The sequence below is a fragment of the Sphingomonas soli NBRC 100801 genome, from assembly GCF_001591025.1.
Classification (GTDB): domain Bacteria; phylum Pseudomonadota; class Alphaproteobacteria; order Sphingomonadales; family Sphingomonadaceae; genus Sphingomonas; species Sphingomonas soli.
Genome location: NZ_BCTZ01000004.1, coordinates 249,968 through 267,235, shown reverse-complemented (window position 1 = coordinate 267,235; position 17,268 = coordinate 249,968). Strand labels below are relative to the sequence as shown.

The window sequence follows — 17,268 nt, the reverse complement described above, 5'->3', positions numbered from 1 at the left end:
GGAGGGAGCCGATGAAATCGGCGGAAGGGAGAGGGGGAGGAGGTGGGAGCGACCACTGCCCCTCTCCCCAACCCTCTCCCCTGAAGGGGAGAGGGAGAAGAAGTGCGTGTCTCTTGTCATCCCACCAACTCCCGCGTTGCGGCTTCGATGTCGGGCTGGCGCATCAGAGCCTCGCCGATGAGGAAGTTGCGCACGCCGTGCGCGGCCATCGCATCTAGATCGGCCCGGGTGGAAAGCCCACTTTCGGCGACGAAGGTGCAATCGGCGGGGGCGCTTCCGACCAGTTCATAGGTGCGATCGAACGAGACCGAGAAGTCCTTGAGGTTGCGATTGTTCACGCCGATCAGCCGCGAGCGCAGCTTGAGCGCGCGTTCGAGCTCTTCCGCGCCGTGGACTTCAACGAGAACGTCCATGCCGAGGCCAATTGCGGCTTCCTCGATCTCCGCCATCTGGCTGTCTTCCAAAGCCGCGACGATAATCAGGATCGCGTCCGCGCCGATGCTGCGGGCTTCGATCGCCTGCCACGGGTCGACGGTGAAATCCTTACGCAGCACGGGGAGCGAAACGGCTGCGCGCGCGGCGATGAGGTAGTCCTCATGCCCCTGAAACCCCGGCGCATCTGTGAGGACGGAGAGGCACGCCGCACCACCCGCCTCATAGGCGAGGGCATGCGCCACCGGATCGAAATCGGCGCGGATCAGCCCCTTGGACGGGCTGGCCTTCTTGATCTCCGCGATGAGGCCATAGCCAGTGGACGACTTGGCATCGAGCGCGCGGCGAAATCCGCGTGGCGGGGTCTGCCCGAGCGCGCGCGCGGAAAGATCGGCGAGGCTTATGGCGCGCTTGCGGTCCGCAACCTCGACGCGCTTCCGCTCGAGGATCTGATCGAGAATAGTGGTCATCAGTAGGCGATCCAGCAATCAAGCAATGCGTTGGCAAGGCCCTTATCCAGGGCTTCGGCGGCTTCCTCCACTCCTTCGCGAAGATCGGCGGCGTGCCCCGCAATCATCAGCGCAGCGGCGGCATTGAGCAGGACGGCATCGCGATATGGGCCGTGCTCCCCCTGAAGCAGCTTGCGCAGCGCAGCTGCATTTTTGGCGGGATCGCCGCCCCGGATCGCGCTGAGGGGGTGTCGCGGGAGGCCGGCATCCTCGGGCGCAATGCGGGTCGGCAGGGATGCACTGCCAACATTGACCGCAATGCTGGGCACTTCGGTCGAAAGCTCGTCGAGATTATCCTCGCCCGAAATCACCGCAGCGGATTCGGTGCCGAGCTGTTCGAGGGCATCGGCATAGACGGGCGCGTAATCGGCACGAGCGATGCCGATGAGCTGGCGCGTGACATGTGCCGGATTGGCTAGCGGGCCCATCAGGTTGAAGATCGTGCGGCGGCTGATCCGGCGGCGGATAGGCGCGATGCGGGCGAGCGCGGGATGGTGCTTTTGCGCGAAGAGGAATGCGATGCCGAGATCGCCGAGGGTGTCCTCTGCCGATGCCGCCGCGCGATCGAGGTTTAACCCCAGCGCCTCCAGCGTATCGGCTGCGCCTGCTTTGCTGGAGGCGGCACGATTGCCATGCTTGGCGACCGGCACGCCAGCCGCGGCCACCACGAGGCTGACCGCAGTGGAGACGTTGAGCGTATGATGGCCGTCGCCCCCGGTGCCACATACATCGATAGCGCCCACCGGGGCGGAAATCGAAATCACCCGTTGGCGCAGCGCACGCGCGGCTTCGGCGATCTCGATGCTGGTCTCGCCGCGTTCCGAGAGTGCGATCAGGAAAGCCTCGATCTCGGCCTCGGGTGCGGTGCCGTCGAGCATATCGGCGAACGCCTTTGCGGCGGTTTCGCGCGCGAGGGGCGAGACGGGATCGGGGAGGAGGTTGAAGACAGTCACCGCGCCTCTATTCCGGGCCGCCCCGACGGAGTCGAGCCTTTCCTGTTATCCCTTCGGAAAGGCTATGTTGTCGGTCAATGTTTCCGGGGTGAGAAGCGTTGCTTCGAAACGAGCGCCGGTCGGGGGCATCGTCGGGCCTATCGCATAATTGACGATAATCTCGCTCTTGAAATTCAACGGCCAGTTCAAGCGCCACTTCAATTGCCTGGTTGGTGTGGAAATGGCCGAGAGCGGCATGTTCACACTCGATTGGACGTCAGGACCCGGTACGATCAATTGGATAAGGCCGTCGGTCGGCAGATTATCCCAGGTGAGCGCGATATCGAAGTCGCCTTCACCGGGCGATGCCACCGGAGCGCTTCGCGTCACTGTGCGCCCGTCGAATGTCTGGGCTTCACAATGCAGCAGCACAGTCGAGGTCATGCCTGAAGGTTCGACCATGCCCATTCCCTGATGTGTCTCCCGGAGAACCGGGCCAAATTGAGATAGAAATATCGTGGTTTCTATCCCTTTGCGCCAGAGTAACGAAAGGGGCTGCCTTCGCGCGAACGCAAGTTTGCAGGAATGCAGATTGATTCCTGTCAGTTGCACGATATCCCTCTTGCGAGGGGGATGCTCGATGAAGAAGCTGATCTTTTGCCTGGCTGGCCTGCCGGCGCGGGGTTCGCCACACCCGCCATCGCGCAACGCGACGCGGAGCGAGGCGACGAGCAGTTTCCGGCGAGCCTGGCGGCGCTGAAGTCCGAAAAGTGCAACGGCTGGAAGCCCGACAAGGGCTGGACGAACCCGTATAAATCCCGCGCCAACTATGTCGCAGGGCCCAACGGCGCCGAGCCGATGACGGTGACTATCAAGAGCATGGATTGCCGGCCGCGCCCGGATTACCAATATCGCTGGTGGCTGCTTGGCATGCGCAACGCTGCGGGCAAGACGATCGTGCCCGAGGGATATCGCAACATGTATGCGATCTCCCCAACTGTTGCGATCGTCCAGCGGCTCGACAAGAGCTGGGCTATATATGAGGGCGGCAAGGAACGGGCGCTGCCGATCCAGCCGATGAGCGTGCATCCGACGGACGCGCGCGGCCCTTGCACCGAGATATTGAGCAATCCCGACGGAACGCAGGGCGTGCTGGTCTATGGACCAGTGCAGAATGGCGTGCGCGACGTGGCGTATTTTCATTGATCGAGTGAGCCATCGATCTTTCGCGGCGTGCCCTACAACGAGCCGGTGCGACGGTTGGGGGACCTGATCGCGGTCAATTATGGCGAAGGTGCGCGGATATACAATCTGGCAGGCGTGCCGGTCACCGGGACGCTCAACTATATCGGATTCTGCCAACCGAGGATCCAAGAATACAAAACCGACACCTGCCGCACCTCCTATCCAGACATGATGGCCAAGGGGCCGAGCCTGGATCGCGATCCTACGAACCCGGAATATGGACCGATGTGGTTTCCGATTTCTCCGTCGGGCGAGTTCATGCCGCTGCCGGAGGGAGCGATCGGCGTTTTCCCGGTGGCCGTTTCGTTTCGCAACACCGCAAAGGCGGCGCTTCCGGACAAGAATTGGGACTGGCTCTCGGAATGGTGGGGGATGGTCTATCCCGAACCGGGTGGATGGAGCTGGAGCCTGCATTACGGACCATTGCGCGACGTGCTGGTGAAGGCGAGGGACAGCGATCCACGCTATCGTGGCCTTTCGCGCGATCGGACAAGCGGGCTGATCGCGGCGGTGGACGTGCGGACCGGGAAATGGGTGGTCCCGGTGGAGGCGCGGCATTCGACGTTGGGAGCGCCGGCGAACGATCCTGTTACCGCCCGCGCGAATTATGTGGCCGAGAGAGACGCGCGTACCGCCGCGCGGGTGGCGGCAGTCCACAAGGAATCGCAGATCGCAAAGCGAAGGAGCTGGCCAACTATATCGCCTTTCGCGACCAGATGATCAAAGCAGGCAAGCTTTGTATCTACGGTGCGCCGATGAACCGCAGCATCGCGGAAATTTCGGTACATGCCCAACATTGCCCCGGCAGTTTCTCCGCTGAGGATCTGGCCACTGCTATCAAAATGGGGCTTGCCGCCAATCTGGCTGGCAGTGTTCGCGACGCGTGGCAGGAAAAGGCGCGCGCGCAAACGATCGCGATGGCCAAGCGCGTTCGGGAACTCGCGAACCCGGCAACTCGGCCCTACTATCCGGGTGCGTTCGGCGATGCGATCCGCAATGCAGGGAATGTAGCGGTCGCCAATATCAAGGCGTCGTCCGACGCCTGGTTCGATGCGCGGCGCGCTGCCTATCGCGAAGAATGGCAACGCAAGCAGCGGGCTTATAAGGCCAGCGCATTCGGCTTGTTGCGGCGCTTGAGGGGGAGATGGCATGTTCGACGGGAGCAGGCGTGAATTGATTGCGGGGTCGCTGCTGGCTGCGCTGGGCGCGGGGCTGCCCGGGCGCGCGCTAGGTACGAGCCAAGCACCAGCACCGCGCTTTCCGACTGCGCTCGAAGCGACTTTTGCCGCCGCGTTCGACAAGGCGCAGGTGGTGGGTGCGGGGCTAACGCTGCTGCGCGACGGCGAGGTGGCGGGCAGCTACAGCCATGGCCGCGCCTCGATCCCGTTCAACATCCCGGTTTCCGAGGAGACACTCTTCCACACCGGCTCGGTCGGCAAGCATGTGACCGCAATCGGCATTGTCCAGCTGGCGCAGGCAGGGAGACTGGCGATCGACCAGCCCGTGGGCCGCGTGGTCAGCGGCCTGCCAGACTGGCTTGCGGCGATCCCGATCCACAATCTGCTGTGCCATACCGGCGGCGTTCCGGACTATGAGCAGGGGTTCGACTGGGACCGGCCGTTTACCCGCGAGACGCTGCTAAAGTCGGTTACCAAGCCCGACTTCGCACCTGGCGAGGCATGGTCCTATTCGAACAGCGGCTATTTGCTGCTTGGCTATGCGCTGGAGGCGGCTAGCGGGCTCTCTTATGGCGAGTATGTGCGGCAAAAGCTCTTCGAGCCTGCGGGGTTGCCGCTTGCCCGGGTTGATGCCGCGGGATCACCGATCGCCGGGCGGGCCGAACCCTATCAGCTCACCAGCGGCAAATCCGCCCATGCGCTGCGAATGGAAAGCGGAGTTTCCGGCTCGGCCGATGGGGGCCTGCTATTTTCTGCGCGCGACTGGGCACCGTGGGAGCGCGCGGTGACGGGGAATCGGCTGGCGGAGGCGGCGAGCATGGCGGCGATGTACCGCCCCGACGTGCTGCGATCGGGCCGATCGGCGGGCTATGGCTATGGCTGGTTCGTCGATCAGGTGCGCGGCAAGCCGGTCCACAGTCATTCGGGCGGTGTGCCGGGGTTCATTACCTACGTGCTGCGCTATCCAGCGGCGCGGCTGTTTGCGGTGGTTACGATGAATTCGGAACCGAAAGGCCGGATCGCCCCGCTGCTGGAGCAGACTATCGAGGCCTATGCGCCCGGCATGACCTATCTGGGCCTGGCCGCGCGGCCAGACGCCAAGGACCGCGAGCAGCGGCTGCTCGCATTTTTCGGGGGCGATTCGAGCGATCGCATCGTTGCGCCTGAGCTGCTGGCGGGCGACGCCGCGCGCAAGCGCAAACCGGGGCCGAGGCTGGTCGGGGTGTCGGCGATTGGTCTGCTTGAGCGCTACAAGGTGCCTGGCGGCGAAATGGCGCGGTATCGGGTCACCGCAAAGGACGTGGAGTTGACCCTGTTGATCGGCTGGAGCGACGACGGCCGCATCTTCATGGCCCGCTGACGGGCGCGTAGGGCGAATCCGGCCGGGGCGGCATTCGCAACGACATCGCGGGTAGCTTGACATCAGTAATTTCTGAATTTACAGAAATAGCCGATGTCCTTGATCGATCTTCCCGCCGCAAAGGCCTTCATCCTGCATTGGGGGGAGATGGGCACGCAATGGGGAGTCAATCGCTCGGTCGCGCAGGTGCATGGGCTGCTCTATCTGAGCGACCGCCCGTTGCCGGCAGACGATATCGTAGAGCAGCTCTCGTTGGCGCGCTCGAACGTCTCGACCGCGCTCAAGGAATTGCAAGGCTATGGCATCGTCCGGCGGGTCCATGTCGAGGGCGATCGCCGCGATCACTTCGTCGCCGAGACCGATCTGTGGGAGATGCTGATGCGCATCTCCGCCGAGCGCAAACGGCGTGAGATCGACCCGACGATCAAGCTGCTGGCCGAGTTGGCCGAGCAGATGGAAAAGGATGGGACTGCCCCCGCGCATGTCCGCGAGCGGATCACCCGGATGCACGAGTTCATCGGGACGCTGACCAACTGGTATGATCAGGTGCGCGGGCTGCCCAAGTCCACGCTGGTCACGCTGATGAAGCTTGGCGGCAAGGTCGCCCGCTTCGTCGGGCCGGGCAAGAAAACCACCGACAACTGAACGCGGGCTAAGGGAGAAACCAAGGGAGCAGAAGCGCGACCGAGAATTTCAGAAGCTACAGAAATTACGGAAGGATGGAAAAATGGTAGAGACTGCATATGCGCTGTATCTGGTGATCACGCTGGCGATCACGATCTGGGTGGCACGCACGCTGGCCCGGAATGGCGAGGTGTTTCTGATCGAGTGCTTCGGCCATGACGAACGGCTCGCCAAATCGACCAACCATCTGCTCGTCGTCGGCTTCTATCTGGTCAATATCGGCTTCATCACGCTGACGCTGAGCCTGGGCGACGAGCCGCACACCCTTCCCGAAGCGATCCGCTTTCTCAGCAGCAAGGTTGGACTTGCGGTCGTGGTGCTGGGCGGGATGCACTTCTTCAACATGGGTGCGATCGCGCATTTCGGCCGCAAGGTGAATGGCTGGCTGGGCGACCAGCAAACGCGCGAGGCGCATCTCGCCTGAAAGAGCGCGCGGCCGCGATGTGCGGTCGCGCCTCCCTTAACCCGGAGGATAAGCGATGCAGGCAAGCCGTGAAATCTGGCGAGGGACGCAGTTGCTTCGGTCACGTCCGGACCGCTGTTCCTGCTGACCGCAGCGCTTGCTGCGCTTTATCTTCGGTTGCCCGCGCCGATCGTCATCGATCCGCAATCGGTGTGGGTGCTGCTCGTGGCCAGCATCCCAGCGCTGATCATCGGCGCCGTCGTTGCTACTCCGATCAATATCATCGGCACGGTGGCAATGCGGGCGCTGGGCGCCGCTTTCGCACCGGCGCGGACGCGGACCGCATGGGCGCTGGGCGCCGCTTTCGCACCGGCGCGGACGCGGACCGCATGGGCGCTGGCCGGTGCAATGCTGGGTGGCGCGGCGATGCAGATCCTCGATGCCAGCGGTCCGATTGGCTTTGCGCTGGTTGCGACCTCGGTGTTCTGCGGCTGGCGGTGCAGCGCAGGCGACTGACCTCAGGCCAGCGCCTTTGCCTCGATCCCCGCGATTTTGAGGAAGTTCGCCAGCATTGCGTGGCCATGTTCGGTGGCGATGCTTTCCGGGTGGAACTGAACGCTGTGTATCGGCAGCTCGCGGTGGCGGAAGCCCATGACGCTGCCGTCGCTGGCGGTGGCGTTTACCACCAGCTCCTCAGGGATGTCGGTGACGATCAGCGAGTGATAGCGCGTGGCGGTGAAGGGCGAGGGGAGGCCGGCGAAAAGGCCGGTGCCGTCATGTTCGATCGGGCTGGTCTTGCCGTGCATCAGCCCGCCGCGCACCACCTTGCCGCCGAAATGCTGGCCGATCGACTGGTGGCCGAGGCAGACGCCGAGCAGCGGCTTGCCGAGTTCGGCGCAGGCGGCGACCAGATCGAGGCTGATCCCGGCCTCGTTAGGGGTGCAGGGACCGGGCGAGATCAGGAAAGCCTGCGCATTGGTGGCGATCGCGTCGCGCGCGGTGAGCGCGTCGTTGCGGACCACCTGAACGTCCGCGCCCAGTTCCATCAGATAATGGACGAGGTTCCAGGTGAAGCTGTCATAATTGTCGAGGACGAGGATCATGCGGTGCCGCTACCTTTTCTGGAGCGCCACGACAATCGGCCCGATGGGCGCTCCGTTGTCGCGACGCCCGCCGACCGGATCGAACAGCCGCGAGACGGCACCGTCGAAATAGAGCGCGTCGGGGGCGGCGAGCTTGTCGCGGAACAGGCGAGCGAAGCGGCCGAACGAGACGGGTTCGTTGCTGATCGCGAACCAGGCCGAGCCATCGAGCGAGACGCCCACGCCGTTGCGGATCTGGAGCGAGACGCCGTCCTCGCTGATCTGGGGGTGGAGTTTTCCGCCGATGAGCAGCATCGGACCGCTCTGGGTGGCGAAGCGCACATGATCGGGCTTTCGCGCGACGAAATTGTCGGTCGTGTCGACATGCCAGCCGGCGGCATCGCCCCAGAACACGCCGTTGGGCAGCATGTGGAAATTGCCGGGCCCGGGCCTGCGGTTGAGCGGGGTCTGCGCGGCGCCATCCTCGACATAATAGCCGATCGCCGCGCCCTTCGCATCGAACATGCCTGCGTTCATTGCGAAGGCGAGCTTGGGGTAGCGCTCGCCCAGGCGGGACTGGAGACCGGCGAAGTCGCGCATCGGCGTGCCATCCGCGCCGCGATTGACGAGCGTGAGATCATGGGTCTCCGTCGCGGCGCGGCAGGCGGTGAACCGCGATCCTTCGAAAACGATGTCCTGGCATGCTTCCGCCACGCCATTGCCGCGACCGCAGGCGGCGAGCGCGAGCAAGGCAGTTAGCGAGGCAAGGCGGCGGAGCGGGGGCATCGCGCTCGACTTAGCTATGCGCCAGCCGCAAACAAGACGAAGCCTGCCATCGGCTTGCCATGATGAACGCGCAACGATCCCTGCTCAGAGGGCGTTTCACCTCCAGGTTCGAAGGAAATCCGATGCTAGCCAAGCTTGTTGCCGTCGCTGCGCTGTTGGCCACCCCCGCATACGCGCAGGATACGCCGCAAGATCCGCCCAAGCGCGTGCGCAGCATCCTGCTCTATGGGCAAGAGGAATGCCCCAAGCCGGCGAATGACGACGAAATCGTGGTGTGCGCCAATGCCGGCGACTCGCCCTATCGGATTCCCAAGTCCCTGCGCGACCAGCCCGACGAAAGCGCGGCTGCCCAGCCATGGACAAACCGCGTTGAGACGGTCGAGGAAGTGAACCGCGCCGGGCTGCCGAACAGCTGCTCACCGGTGGGTACAGGCGGCCAGACGGGGTGCACCCGCCAGATGATCAAGCAATGGTATCAGGAGCGGCTGAACGCCAAGGTGAAGAACGCGCGGATCCCGGGAGGCGGGAATTGATGGTCTAGTTTCATGTTCATGCCTCCCCTCCGGGGGAGGGTTTCTTAGAGTTTACTGCCCGAAGCCGGCTTCGGATGCGCGTGCTACGGCTTCGCGGGCGGCGGCGAACAGGGCTCCTGCCTTGGCCTCGCATTCGCGCTGTTCGTAGGCAGGGTCGCTGTCCGCGACGATTCCGGCGCCTGCCTGAACGTGCATGACGCCGTCCTTCACCAGCGCGGTGCGCAGGACGATGCACGAATCCATCGAACCATCGGGGGAGAAATAGCCGACGCCGCCAGCATAGGGCCCGCGCGTTTCCGGCTCGAGCTCGGCGATGATCTCGCATGCCCGTACCTTGGGCGCGCCGCTGACGGTGCCCGCCGGGAAGCCTGCGAAGAGTGCGTCGATCGCATCGCTGCCGGGCTTGAGCTTGCCGACCACGTTCGAGACGATGTGCATAACGTGGCTGTAGAACTCGACAGTGTAACTGTCTGTCACGCGGACGCTGCCCGCTTCTGCCGCGCGGCCGACATCGTTGCGGCCCAGATCGAGCAGCATCAGATGCTCGGCGCGTTCCTTCGGATCGGCGAGCAGGCTGTCGCGGTTTTCGGCGTCCTCCGCGGCGGTCTTGCCGCGCGGGCGGGTGCCGGCGATCGGCCGGATCGTGATCTCGCCATCGCGGGCGCGGACCAGAATCTCCGGGCTCGAACCGGTGAGCGCGAAGCCGGGCAGATCGAGATGATAGAGGAAGGGCGAGGGGTTTACCCGGCGCAGCGAACGATAGAGCTCGAACGGTGGAAGCTTGAACGGTGTGGTGAAACGTTGGGCGAGGACGACCTGAAAGATATCGCCCGCCGAGATATATTCCTTCGCCGCCGCGACCATGCCGCCATATACCCCGGGACCCAGCACAGGCTTGAGCGCGATCGCTTCGGGCTCGGCGCGAACCGGAGCGGGCAGCGTGACGGTGGCGAGCCGCGCGGAGACGGCGTCGATCCGCTCGGCGGCAGCGTCCACGTCGCCGCCGGGCCAGACCGGCGCGACAAGGAATAGCGTATCGGCCAGCCGATCGAAGATCAGGATCACGGTGGGGCGCACGAACATCATGTCCGGTACGCCGACCGGGTTTTCGGGCGGACGGTCCAGCCGCTCGACAAGACCCACCGTCTCATAGCTAAAATAGCCGACCAGGCAGGCCAGCGCGCGCGGCAGCTCCGGCGGCATGTCCATGCGGCAATCGCCGACGAGCGCGCGAAGCGCTTCGAGCGCAGGCTGGGCGCAGGGCCGGAAGGCGCTGCGATCGTGCAGCCAATCGGCGTTGACGGCAGCTTCGTTGCCGGTCGCGCGGAAGACGAGATCGGGCGCAAGGCCGATAAAGCTGTGACGCCCGCGGACCGATCCACCCTCGACCGATTCGAGCAGGAAATCGCCGCGGCCCGGCTCGATCAGCTTGAGCGCTGCGGCGACCGGCGTTTCGGTATCCGCGATCTGGCTACGCCAGAGCAATGCGGGGCGGCCAGCGGCGAGCGCCGCGCGGGCCGCCTCCAGCCCCTGGATGGCGCCGGTCATGCTATCGCGCCGGTGCCGAGAAGATGCGCGGCATCATGATACGGCCTTCCGGACACCTCAGCTTCAGCGCGCGCTCGTGCGGTTCAGATCGTCGCGCAGCTTCTTGATCGCGGCCTCGTTGCGCTTGATCTTCACCGATTCGCGGATCGCACGGATGAACTGGCGCGCATATTCAGGAGCGACCTGCGGCACGATGCCGGCCTTAGCCTGCGCCATGGTCGCGGGATCGCCAGCTGCACTGTGCTCCTCAACCGAGTCAAGATAGACGACATAGTAACCGGCGCGGTTCGGCGCTTCGACCAGCTTGGCCTTTTTGGGCGCCATGGAGAAAGCCATCTGGATGAAGTTCTCTTTGCCCTGCGTTTCCGAGCGCTTGAAATCGAACGGCTTGGGCGGCGGACCTTTTTGCACACCGGCCTCTGCCAGCGCCTTTTCCATCGGCACGCCCTTTTCGAGCTTTGCGATGACGCTGGTCGCGGCGGCGCGCGCCTTTTTCAGAGCCTGATCGACCAGATAATCCTTGTTCACCTGATCGCGGATGGCGGCGAGCGGCTTGGGCGCGGCGGGAACGATCTTTTCGAGCGAGATCAGGGCCGCAGCACCGTCCTGCGAAATCGGCACAAGCTGCGGTTCGTCGCCAACAGCCTGGAAGGCGAAGCCTGCGCGGACGATCGGGGCGAGCGCCGGATCGGGCTTCGATTCCGGATTGGCCGGGTCGATACCCTGGGCGGTGAGCTGGCCCGTGCGCTCAGCGCTGAGCTTTGCGTCCTTGACGGATTCGTCGAAGGTCTTGCCCGCGCCTACGCCATCCTCGATTGCCTGGCGGAGATCGGCGAAGGACTGGGCCATCTTGCGGCTGGTGACTTCGCTGGCGATCTCGGCGCGAACCTGATCGAGCGAGCGCGCGGCGATCTTTTCGACCTTGTTCACCCGGAAGACGAGCCATGCCGCGCCGACCTTGGCAGGCCCCGAAAGCTGGCCCTGCTGCGCGGCGAAGGCCGCTTCGGCGAAGGCTGCAGACATGTTGCTCGTCAGCGTGGCCTTGTCTGCGGCGACGAACTTGCGGGCTTCCAGCCCAGCGGCGCGCGCGGCGGCATCCAGCGCGCCCGATTTGGCGGCGTTCGCGATGCTCGTCGCGGTCGCCTGATCGAGCGTGGTGACGACATCGACCGAGCGCTTCTCGGTCGCGGCGTACTTCGCGGCGTCCTTCTTATATTCCTCGGCAATCTCGGCCTCGGTCGCGGTCGACTGCTCCTTCAGCGTCTCAGGGCGGAGGATCGCGTATCGGATCACGCGCTGTTCCGGCACCAGATAGCGATTGCGGTTCGCAGCGTAAAAGGCCGTGAGGGTCTTCTCATCCGGATCGGCGCCGGGATCCATCGCGATGGTGGAGACCAGGCCGACAATGCCCTTGCGACGCTCAAGCAGCAGCGAAGCATAGGGCAGCAGCACGCCATCGGGCATGGTGGGGTTGCCGAGCGCGGCGCGGTTGATCAGCCAGGTGCCGTATTTGTCCTTGGTCATGCCATCGCGGAAGATCGCGGGCGACAGGCGATTCTGCGCCAGAATGTCCTCATAGGTCTTCTGGCTGAACTTGCCGTCGAAGCCGATAAAGCTGGGGTTGCTGGCGATCTCGCCATCGATCAGCCGCTTGCTGACCTGCATCCCCGACTTATTGGCGAACTCCACGATCGCGGCGGAATTGATGATTTCATCCAGCACCATCTCCATCCCACCTTCCGCCAGGAAGCGCTCCATGGTGACGTTCTGCCCTTCACGCTGTGCGTTGCGCAGGAAGCGATCGATCCGGTCGCGTACTTCGGATTCGGTGACGCTGGAGCGGCCGACCTGTGCCAAGGAAGCATTGCTTGCGCCGGTGTTGGTCTGCAGGCCGGTAATGTCACCGGCCGCGAAGGCGAGCGCGATGATGGCGAGAAATACGAAGACCGCGATCAGGCCAAAACGCGACTTGGTGAAATTCCGGAAGGATCTGAGCATCGGGGGCCGTTCGCTGGAGAAATCTTTGGCGAGCTTTAGGGCGCTGTTGCGCGGCCTTCAAGCTTGTGCCGCGCGCAATGGCCGTTATCGGGTGCCGGACACGAATTTAGGGAGAGCGTGATGCGCCGCAAGCTGGTTGCCGGAAACTGGAAGATGCACGGGCTGAAGGCCGATCTGGGCGAAGTGCGCGCGATTGCCGCCGCGGTGCCCGCGGAAGTGGATGCGGCGCTGTGCGTGCCGTTCACGCTGATCGCTGGCGCAGCGGATGCGGCGGGTGCGCTGCCGATCGGCGCACAGGACGTGCATCAGTCCGACAAGGGCGCGCATACCGGCTGCATCTCCGCGGCGATGCTGGTGGAGGCGGGCGCCTTGCTCACTATCGTCGGCCATTCCGAACGTCGCGCGGATCAGCATGAGACCGATGCGCAGGTAAAGGCCAAGGCCGAAGCGGCGCAAAAGGCCGGGCTGCGCGTGATCCTGTGCATCGGCGAGACGCTGGAAGAACGAGACGCCGGACTCGCCGAGCAGGTGGTGACCGGGCAGGTCGCCGCATCGCTCCCCGACGGGGCTTCGGCGGACTGGCTGGCGCTGGCCTATGAGCCGGTATGGGCGATCGGCACCGGCCGCACGCCGACCGAGGCCGATGTCGCGGCGATGCATGGCGCGATCCGGGCGAAGCTGCGCGAATTGATCGGAGACGAGGCCGAGCGGGTGCAGATCCTCTATGGCGGGTCGGTCAATGGCTCGAACGCAGTCGCGCTGCTGGGCTGCGAGGACGTGGACGGCGCGCTGGTCGGCGGAGCGAGCCTGACCGCCGAGAAGTTCGTGCCGATCATCGAGGCGGCGGCTTCGCTGTCCCGCTGAGCGTGAGCCATGCCGTTGCCCCCGAGACGGCGGCAAGAGCGGCACCGACGACCGCACCGATATGGAAGGCAGCGATGAGCGCCGCGCCCGCGGAGGCGATCACCGCGCCGCCTATTGCGGTGGCGATCAGCCCGCCGGTGCGCGCGATGGCGCTGTTGAACCCTGACGCGGTGCCCGAATGGCTTTCGTCCACCGAGGCGAGCACCGCAGTCGTAAGCGGCGCGGCGACCAGCGCCATCCCGATCGCGATCAGGATCATGCCGGGAAACACGCTGGTCCAGTAATCGGCTTCCGCGCCGACGAGCAACAGCCCGGCGAACCCGGCTGCGACAATCAGCGAGCCGAAGGTGAGGGGCAGGCGTGCCCCTGCTTTCGCAGTGAACTTGCCGGTGAAGCGCGAGGCGAGCGCCATGCCGAGCGGCATGGGTAGGAGCGCGAACCCCGCCTGGAGCGCCGAATAGCCGCCTGCCTGGATCAGCACATAGGGCAATAGCAGCAGCACGCCCCCCAATGCGCCATAGAGCAGGAAGGTGAGCACGGTTAGCCCGGCAAAGGCGCTGCTGCCGAACATCGCGACCGGCATCATCGCCCGGGCGCCGCGATGTCGCTCGATCCACAGGAACACGCCGGTGAACAGCAGGCCCGCCGCGATGCCGAGCAGCGCCGGAACGCTCGGCGCATGGTGGCTGGACCAGAGCGTGAGCCCCCAGGCGGTGGCACCGAGGGCTAGCGTCGCGGCGAACGCGCCGGGCAGGTCGAGCGGAAGCACTCCCTCGGCGCTTTCCTCGACATGGAGGGCGGCGATCAGGATCGCGGCTGCGGCAAGCGGCAGGTTCACATAGAAGATCGATCGCCAGCCGATCGTATCGACCAGCCAGCCGCCCAGCGGCGGGCCGATTGCGCCCGCAATCGCACTCGCGGCGGCCCAGGTGCCGATCGCCTTGCCGCGTTCCTCGCCCGCGAAGCTATGCCCCAGCGTCGCGAGACTGTTTGGCAGCAGTACCGCCGCGCCGACACCCTGCACCGCACGGGCGATCAGCAGCAGCGTAAGGTCCGACGCCACCGCGCAGGCGAGGCTGGCGGCGGTGAACAGCGCGATGCCGCCGATCAGCAGCCTCTTTCGGCCGAAATGATCCCCTGCCGCGCCTCCGATCAGCAACAGCGCCGAGAGGGGAAGCAGGTACGCGTTGATCGTCCATTGCAGCTCGGCCGGCGTGGCACCGAGGTCCGCGCCGATGGCGGGCAGCGCGACATTGGTGACCGAGCCATCGATGAACGCGAGGCTGGAGGCGAGGATGCACGCCGTGAGCGTCAGGCGGGGATGGGCGGCGGCCATGCACCATCGTAACATGTCTGGCGGTGAAACGATCCAGCCGGCGGAGATTAGGATGCGGACAGCGCAATGCGGGTGCGGCGCGGTGAAGCTGACGTGCGAGGGCGAGCCGGTGCGTGTTTCGGTATGCCATTGGCTCAATTGCAAGCGGCGCAGCGGCAGCGCCTTCGCTGTGCAGGCGCGATGGCCCGATGCGCAGGTGATTCGGTCCGGCGAGACGCGCCAATGGCAGCTCACGGGCGACGAAGGCGGGGTCGCGACCTTCCATTTCTGCCCGACCTGCGGCGCGACGGCCTGGTACACGCTCGATTCGATGCCGGGGGTGGTCGCAGTGCCGCTCGGCGCGTTCGCCGATCCGGACTTCACGCCCTATCCGTGGATCTCGGTCTATGAAGGGCGGAAGTGCCCGTGGCTCGAGATCAACGGCGATATCGAGCGTTGGGAGTGACGCCGCGACGATTTCTCAACGCGTCGGCGTCTTAGGCGCCGTTAGCCAGCTGATCGTGCAGTCGATCTTGACCTCAGGGCGGAGCTGGAAGGTCTTGCATTCGATCTTGAACGTCGCCGCCTTGCCCGCGGGCCGTGCCGGCAGTTTCACCAAGCCCGTGGCGCACCCCCCGCGGGCCATGATCGCCTTGATGCCTGCGCCGTCACCCGCCGCCGCCAGCGCCTCGATCGCACCCTTGTTGGCATTGAAATGGGCCTGACACTGGGCGGCGCCCTGCTGCAGCGGACGCGGGCCGGGCCCCGCGGGCGCACTGGCGGTAACTGCGGGAGATGAGACCGTGATAAGCGAGGCAAAGATGAGATGCATGCGCATGGCAGTCCCCCTGCAAGGTAGTCGAAACCCAAGCGTAACATCTTAATTACCTGCCGACAAATGCAGGTCTTGGCGGCTATCTCCCGTACCTGTCCTTCAGCACCTTCCACGTCGCCCGAAGGCTAACCGCTTCGGCGCCCTTGGGGCGGCCGGGCTTGGCGCTGCCGTTCCAGCAGAAGATGTCGAAATGCGCCCACTCCGCGCCCTCGGGAGCGAATTCCTTGAGGAACAGCGCCGCCGTGATCGCGCCGCCGAACGCGCCCTCGGCCGCGTTGACCATGTCGGCGACGTCGGACTTCAGCAGTTCCTTGTACGGATCGTAGAGCGGCATCCGCCACATCGGATCGGCCTCGGTCTCCGCTGCTGCGATCAAATCGGCGGCGAGCGTATCGTTGTTCGCGAACAACGCCTGGAGATCGGCGCCCAGCGCGACGCGGGCAGCGCCGGTAAGCGTGGCAAAGTCGAAGACCAGCTCGGGCTTGCCTTCCTCGGCCTTGGTCAGCGCGTCGGCCAGGATCAGCCGGCCTTCGGCATCGGTGTTGCTCTGCTCGACGGTGATGCCCTTGCGCGAGATCATCACGTCGCCGGGGCGGCTGGCCTCGCCGTTGATCGAATTTTCGACCGCGGGAACGAGCATGTGAAGCCGGACCGGCAGGCGATTCTGCATGACGAGTTCGGCCAGCGCGAGCGCGTGCGCCGCGCCGCCCATGTCCTTCTTCATCAGCCGCATGCCGCTGGCCGGCTTGATGTCGAGCCCGCCGCTGTCGAAGCACACGCCCTTGCCGATGATGGCGATGCGCGGATGCTCGGGATTGCCCCATTCGATCTCGATCAGCCGCGGCTCGCGGCCTTTGCCGGCGGCCTTGCCGACGGCGTGGAGCAGGCCATAGCTCTTCTCGACCTCGGCACCCTTCGCCACGCTGAGCGTGCCTCCATAGGCCTTGGCCAGATCGGCGGCGGCGGCCTCAAGATCAGCCGGGCCCATGTCGTTCGCACCGGTATTGATCCGGTCGCGAAGCTTGAAGGCGACGGCGGCCATGCGCACCGCTTCCTCCATCTTGACAGGGTCGCTGCTCAGCAGGACGCGGTCGCCGACCGGCTTTTCGGGCTTCTTCTTGTAGCGGTCATAGACATATTGCGCGGTGATCCAGCCATAGGCGGCCTTGCCCGGATCCTGGCCCTCGACGCGGTAAATGCCCTCGGGCAGCGTCTCGGCGAGCTTGGCGAGGCACCAGGGCGAGAGCTTTTCGGCATTGGCGACCACGCTGACCACCGACCAGTCCTCCGGGCCGTCGCCGGGCAGGATCGCGCTCGAATAGCCCTTGGGGGCGAGCTTCTGCGCCATGGCCGCGGTGCGGTGGCGCGGCGGCTGCGCGGCAAGCCAGGCGTCAAACCCCTTGGCGTCGATGAGATGGATGGAGCGGGCGGCTTGGCCCTTGTCGGGCTGAATCAGCGTTGCGGGATCAGGCATAGGGACGATCTAGGGAGCCGGAGCGCGAAGGGCTAGCCCCGGCGGCAACAGGAAATTTTCGTCATCGAGGAACTGGTTACGACTGTGACC

Annotated in this window: 20 protein-coding genes; 10 read left to right on the top strand and 10 right to left on the bottom strand. The window is 65.1% G+C overall.

Features of this window, described 5'->3' with window-relative positions; all coding sequences use genetic code 11:
• Positions 1-116 precede the first annotated feature (116 nt).
• From trpC to SSO01S_RS04820, 3 genes are read right to left on the bottom strand one after another with little or no spacing between them, the layout of a single operon-like run.
• A complete protein-coding gene (gene trpC / locus SSO01S_RS04830; RefSeq protein ID WP_066795976.1) occupies positions 117-902 on the bottom strand; it encodes an indole-3-glycerol phosphate synthase TrpC in 786 nt (261 codons plus the stop codon).
• Positions 902-1,894 (bottom strand): anthranilate phosphoribosyltransferase, encoded by a 993-nt coding sequence (gene trpD / locus SSO01S_RS04825; RefSeq protein ID WP_066795973.1) that lies wholly within the window; start codon positions 1,892-1,894, stop codon positions 902-904. The genes trpC and trpD overlap by 1 nt, the downstream gene beginning before the upstream one ends.
• A 45-nt stretch (positions 1,895-1,939) precedes the next feature.
• Positions 1,940-2,341 (bottom strand): hypothetical protein, encoded by a 402-nt coding sequence (locus tag SSO01S_RS04820; RefSeq protein ID WP_157073640.1) that lies wholly within the window; start codon positions 2,339-2,341, stop codon positions 1,940-1,942.
• 165 nt (positions 2,342-2,506) lie between these two features.
• On the opposite strand from SSO01S_RS04820, the gene SSO01S_RS04815 reads away from it, so the two are divergent.
• The 7 genes from SSO01S_RS04815 (at position 2,507) to SSO01S_RS04785 (ending at position 7,259) form a co-directional block, all read left to right on the top strand.
• Complete coding sequence (locus SSO01S_RS04815; protein ID WP_066795968.1) at positions 2,507-3,079, top strand: hypothetical protein; 573 nt, start codon at positions 2,507-2,509, stop codon at positions 3,077-3,079.
• Between the two features lie 27 nt (positions 3,080-3,106).
• Complete coding sequence (locus SSO01S_RS04810; protein ID WP_157073639.1) at positions 3,107-3,838, top strand: hypothetical protein; 732 nt, start codon at positions 3,107-3,109, stop codon at positions 3,836-3,838.
• The gene (locus SSO01S_RS04805) at positions 3,835-4,290 is read left to right on the top strand and encodes a hypothetical protein (RefSeq protein ID WP_066795962.1); all 456 of its coding nucleotides are present in this window, start codon (positions 3,835-3,837) and stop codon (positions 4,288-4,290) included. Before SSO01S_RS04810 ends, SSO01S_RS04805 begins: the two co-directional genes overlap by 4 nt.
• A complete protein-coding gene (locus SSO01S_RS04800) occupies positions 4,268-5,656 on the top strand; it encodes a serine hydrolase domain-containing protein (protein WP_066795955.1) in 1,389 nt (462 codons plus the stop codon). The genes SSO01S_RS04805 and SSO01S_RS04800 overlap by 23 nt, the downstream gene beginning before the upstream one ends.
• Positions 5,657-5,749: 93 nt before the next feature.
• Entirely contained in the window at positions 5,750-6,301 is a 552-nt protein-coding gene (locus SSO01S_RS04795) for a GbsR/MarR family transcriptional regulator (protein ID WP_066795952.1), read from the top strand.
• Positions 6,302-6,383: 82 nt separating this feature from the next.
• A complete protein-coding gene (locus tag SSO01S_RS04790; RefSeq protein ID WP_066795949.1) occupies positions 6,384-6,764 on the top strand; it encodes a hypothetical protein in 381 nt (126 codons plus the stop codon).
• A 156-nt stretch (positions 6,765-6,920) separates the two neighbouring features.
• Complete coding sequence (locus SSO01S_RS04785) at positions 6,921-7,259, top strand: hypothetical protein (RefSeq protein WP_066795946.1); 339 nt, start codon at positions 6,921-6,923, stop codon at positions 7,257-7,259.
• A gap of 2 nt (positions 7,260-7,261) precedes the next feature.
• Here SSO01S_RS04785 and SSO01S_RS04780 read toward each other — a convergent pair whose 3' ends face one another.
• Positions 7,262-7,846, bottom strand: coding sequence for an anthranilate synthase component II (locus SSO01S_RS04780; protein WP_066795943.1), 585 nt, complete (start codon positions 7,844-7,846; stop codon positions 7,262-7,264).
• A 9-nt stretch (positions 7,847-7,855) separates the two neighbouring features.
• A complete protein-coding gene (locus SSO01S_RS04775) occupies positions 7,856-8,611 on the bottom strand; it encodes a phosphodiester glycosidase family protein (RefSeq protein WP_066795941.1) in 756 nt (251 codons plus the stop codon).
• A 122-nt stretch (positions 8,612-8,733) separates the two neighbouring features.
• Here SSO01S_RS04775 and SSO01S_RS04770 point away from each other — a divergent pair, with 122 nt between their 5' ends.
• Positions 8,734-9,144 carry a hypothetical protein gene (locus SSO01S_RS04770; RefSeq protein ID WP_066795938.1) on the top strand — a complete coding sequence of 137 codons (411 nt, stop codon included), beginning with the start codon at positions 8,734-8,736 and terminating at the stop codon, positions 9,142-9,144.
• Between the two features lie 51 nt (positions 9,145-9,195).
• On the opposite strand, the gene trpE is transcribed toward SSO01S_RS04770, so the two are convergent.
• Together trpE and SSO01S_RS04760 are read right to left on the bottom strand one after the other, a co-directional pair.
• On the bottom strand, positions 9,196-10,692 hold the full coding sequence (gene trpE, locus SSO01S_RS04765; protein ID WP_066795935.1) for an anthranilate synthase component I: 1,497 nt from the start codon (positions 10,690-10,692) through the stop codon (positions 9,196-9,198).
• A 63-nt stretch (positions 10,693-10,755) separates the two neighbouring features.
• A complete protein-coding gene (locus SSO01S_RS04760; RefSeq protein WP_066795932.1) occupies positions 10,756-12,690 on the bottom strand; it encodes a peptidylprolyl isomerase in 1,935 nt (644 codons plus the stop codon).
• Between the two features lie 117 nt (positions 12,691-12,807).
• On the opposite strand from SSO01S_RS04760, the gene tpiA reads away from it, so the two are divergent.
• A complete protein-coding gene (tpiA, locus tag SSO01S_RS04755; RefSeq protein ID WP_157073638.1) occupies positions 12,808-13,554 on the top strand; it encodes a triose-phosphate isomerase in 747 nt (248 codons plus the stop codon).
• Here the strand turns inward: tpiA and SSO01S_RS04750 are convergent.
• On the bottom strand, positions 13,523-14,890 hold the full coding sequence (locus tag SSO01S_RS04750) for an MFS transporter (RefSeq protein WP_245646584.1): 1,368 nt from the start codon (positions 14,888-14,890) through the stop codon (positions 13,523-13,525). The two genes, tpiA and SSO01S_RS04750, sit on opposite strands and share 32 nt — an antisense overlap.
• On the opposite strand from SSO01S_RS04750, the gene SSO01S_RS04745 reads away from it, so the two are divergent.
• Entirely contained in the window at positions 14,889-15,335 is a 447-nt protein-coding gene (locus SSO01S_RS04745; RefSeq protein ID WP_245646583.1) for a GFA family protein, read from the top strand. The two genes, SSO01S_RS04750 and SSO01S_RS04745, sit on opposite strands and share 2 nt — an antisense overlap.
• A gap of 15 nt (positions 15,336-15,350) precedes the next feature.
• On the opposite strand, the gene SSO01S_RS04740 is transcribed toward SSO01S_RS04745, so the two are convergent.
• Both SSO01S_RS04740 and SSO01S_RS04735 read right to left on the bottom strand, forming a co-directional pair.
• Complete coding sequence (locus tag SSO01S_RS04740) at positions 15,351-15,707, bottom strand: hypothetical protein (RefSeq protein WP_066795919.1); 357 nt, start codon at positions 15,705-15,707, stop codon at positions 15,351-15,353.
• A gap of 76 nt (positions 15,708-15,783) precedes the next feature.
• The gene (locus SSO01S_RS04735) at positions 15,784-17,178 is read right to left on the bottom strand and encodes a leucyl aminopeptidase family protein (protein ID WP_066795916.1); all 1,395 of its coding nucleotides are present in this window, start codon (positions 17,176-17,178) and stop codon (positions 15,784-15,786) included.
• Between the last annotated feature and the right edge of the window lie 90 nt (positions 17,179-17,268).

Bases quoted from the DNA above. Each gene is read 5' to 3' on its own strand.
- SSO01S_RS04780 (WP_066795943.1), bottom strand. From the start codon at position 7,846: ATGATCCTCGTCCTCGACAATTATGACAGCTTCACCTGGAACCTCGTC.
- SSO01S_RS04800 (WP_066795955.1), top strand. From the start codon at position 4,268: ATGTTCGACGGGAGCAGGCGTGAATTGATTGCGGGGTCGCTGCTGGCT.
- SSO01S_RS04740 (WP_066795919.1), bottom strand. From the start codon at position 15,707: ATGCGCATGCATCTCATCTTTGCCTCGCTTATCACGGTCTCATCTCCC.
- SSO01S_RS04795 (WP_066795952.1), top strand. From the start codon at position 5,750: ATGTCCTTGATCGATCTTCCCGCCGCAAAGGCCTTCATCCTGCATTGG.
- SSO01S_RS04750 (WP_245646584.1), bottom strand. From the start codon at position 14,890: ATGGCCGCCGCCCATCCCCGCCTGACGCTCACGGCGTGCATCCTCGCC.
- SSO01S_RS04760 (WP_066795932.1), bottom strand. From the start codon at position 12,690: ATGCTCAGATCCTTCCGGAATTTCACCAAGTCGCGTTTTGGCCTGATC.
- SSO01S_RS04735 (WP_066795916.1), bottom strand. From the start codon at position 17,178: ATGCCTGATCCCGCAACGCTGATTCAGCCCGACAAGGGCCAAGCCGCC.
- trpE (WP_066795935.1), bottom strand. From the start codon at position 10,692: ATGACCGGCGCCATCCAGGGGCTGGAGGCGGCCCGCGCGGCGCTCGCC.
- SSO01S_RS04815 (WP_066795968.1), top strand. From the start codon at position 2,507: ATGCTCGATGAAGAAGCTGATCTTTTGCCTGGCTGGCCTGCCGGCGCG.
- SSO01S_RS04820 (WP_157073640.1), bottom strand. From the start codon at position 2,341: ATGGGCATGGTCGAACCTTCAGGCATGACCTCGACTGTGCTGCTGCAT.
- SSO01S_RS04790 (WP_066795949.1), top strand. From the start codon at position 6,384: ATGGTAGAGACTGCATATGCGCTGTATCTGGTGATCACGCTGGCGATC.
- SSO01S_RS04770 (WP_066795938.1), top strand. From the start codon at position 8,734: ATGCTAGCCAAGCTTGTTGCCGTCGCTGCGCTGTTGGCCACCCCCGCA.
- SSO01S_RS04805 (WP_066795962.1), top strand. From the start codon at position 3,835: ATGATCAAAGCAGGCAAGCTTTGTATCTACGGTGCGCCGATGAACCGC.
- trpC (WP_066795976.1), bottom strand. From the start codon at position 902: ATGACCACTATTCTCGATCAGATCCTCGAGCGGAAGCGCGTCGAGGTT.
- SSO01S_RS04775 (WP_066795941.1), bottom strand. From the start codon at position 8,611: ATGCCCCCGCTCCGCCGCCTTGCCTCGCTAACTGCCTTGCTCGCGCTC.
- SSO01S_RS04745 (WP_245646583.1), top strand. From the start codon at position 14,889: ATGCACCATCGTAACATGTCTGGCGGTGAAACGATCCAGCCGGCGGAG.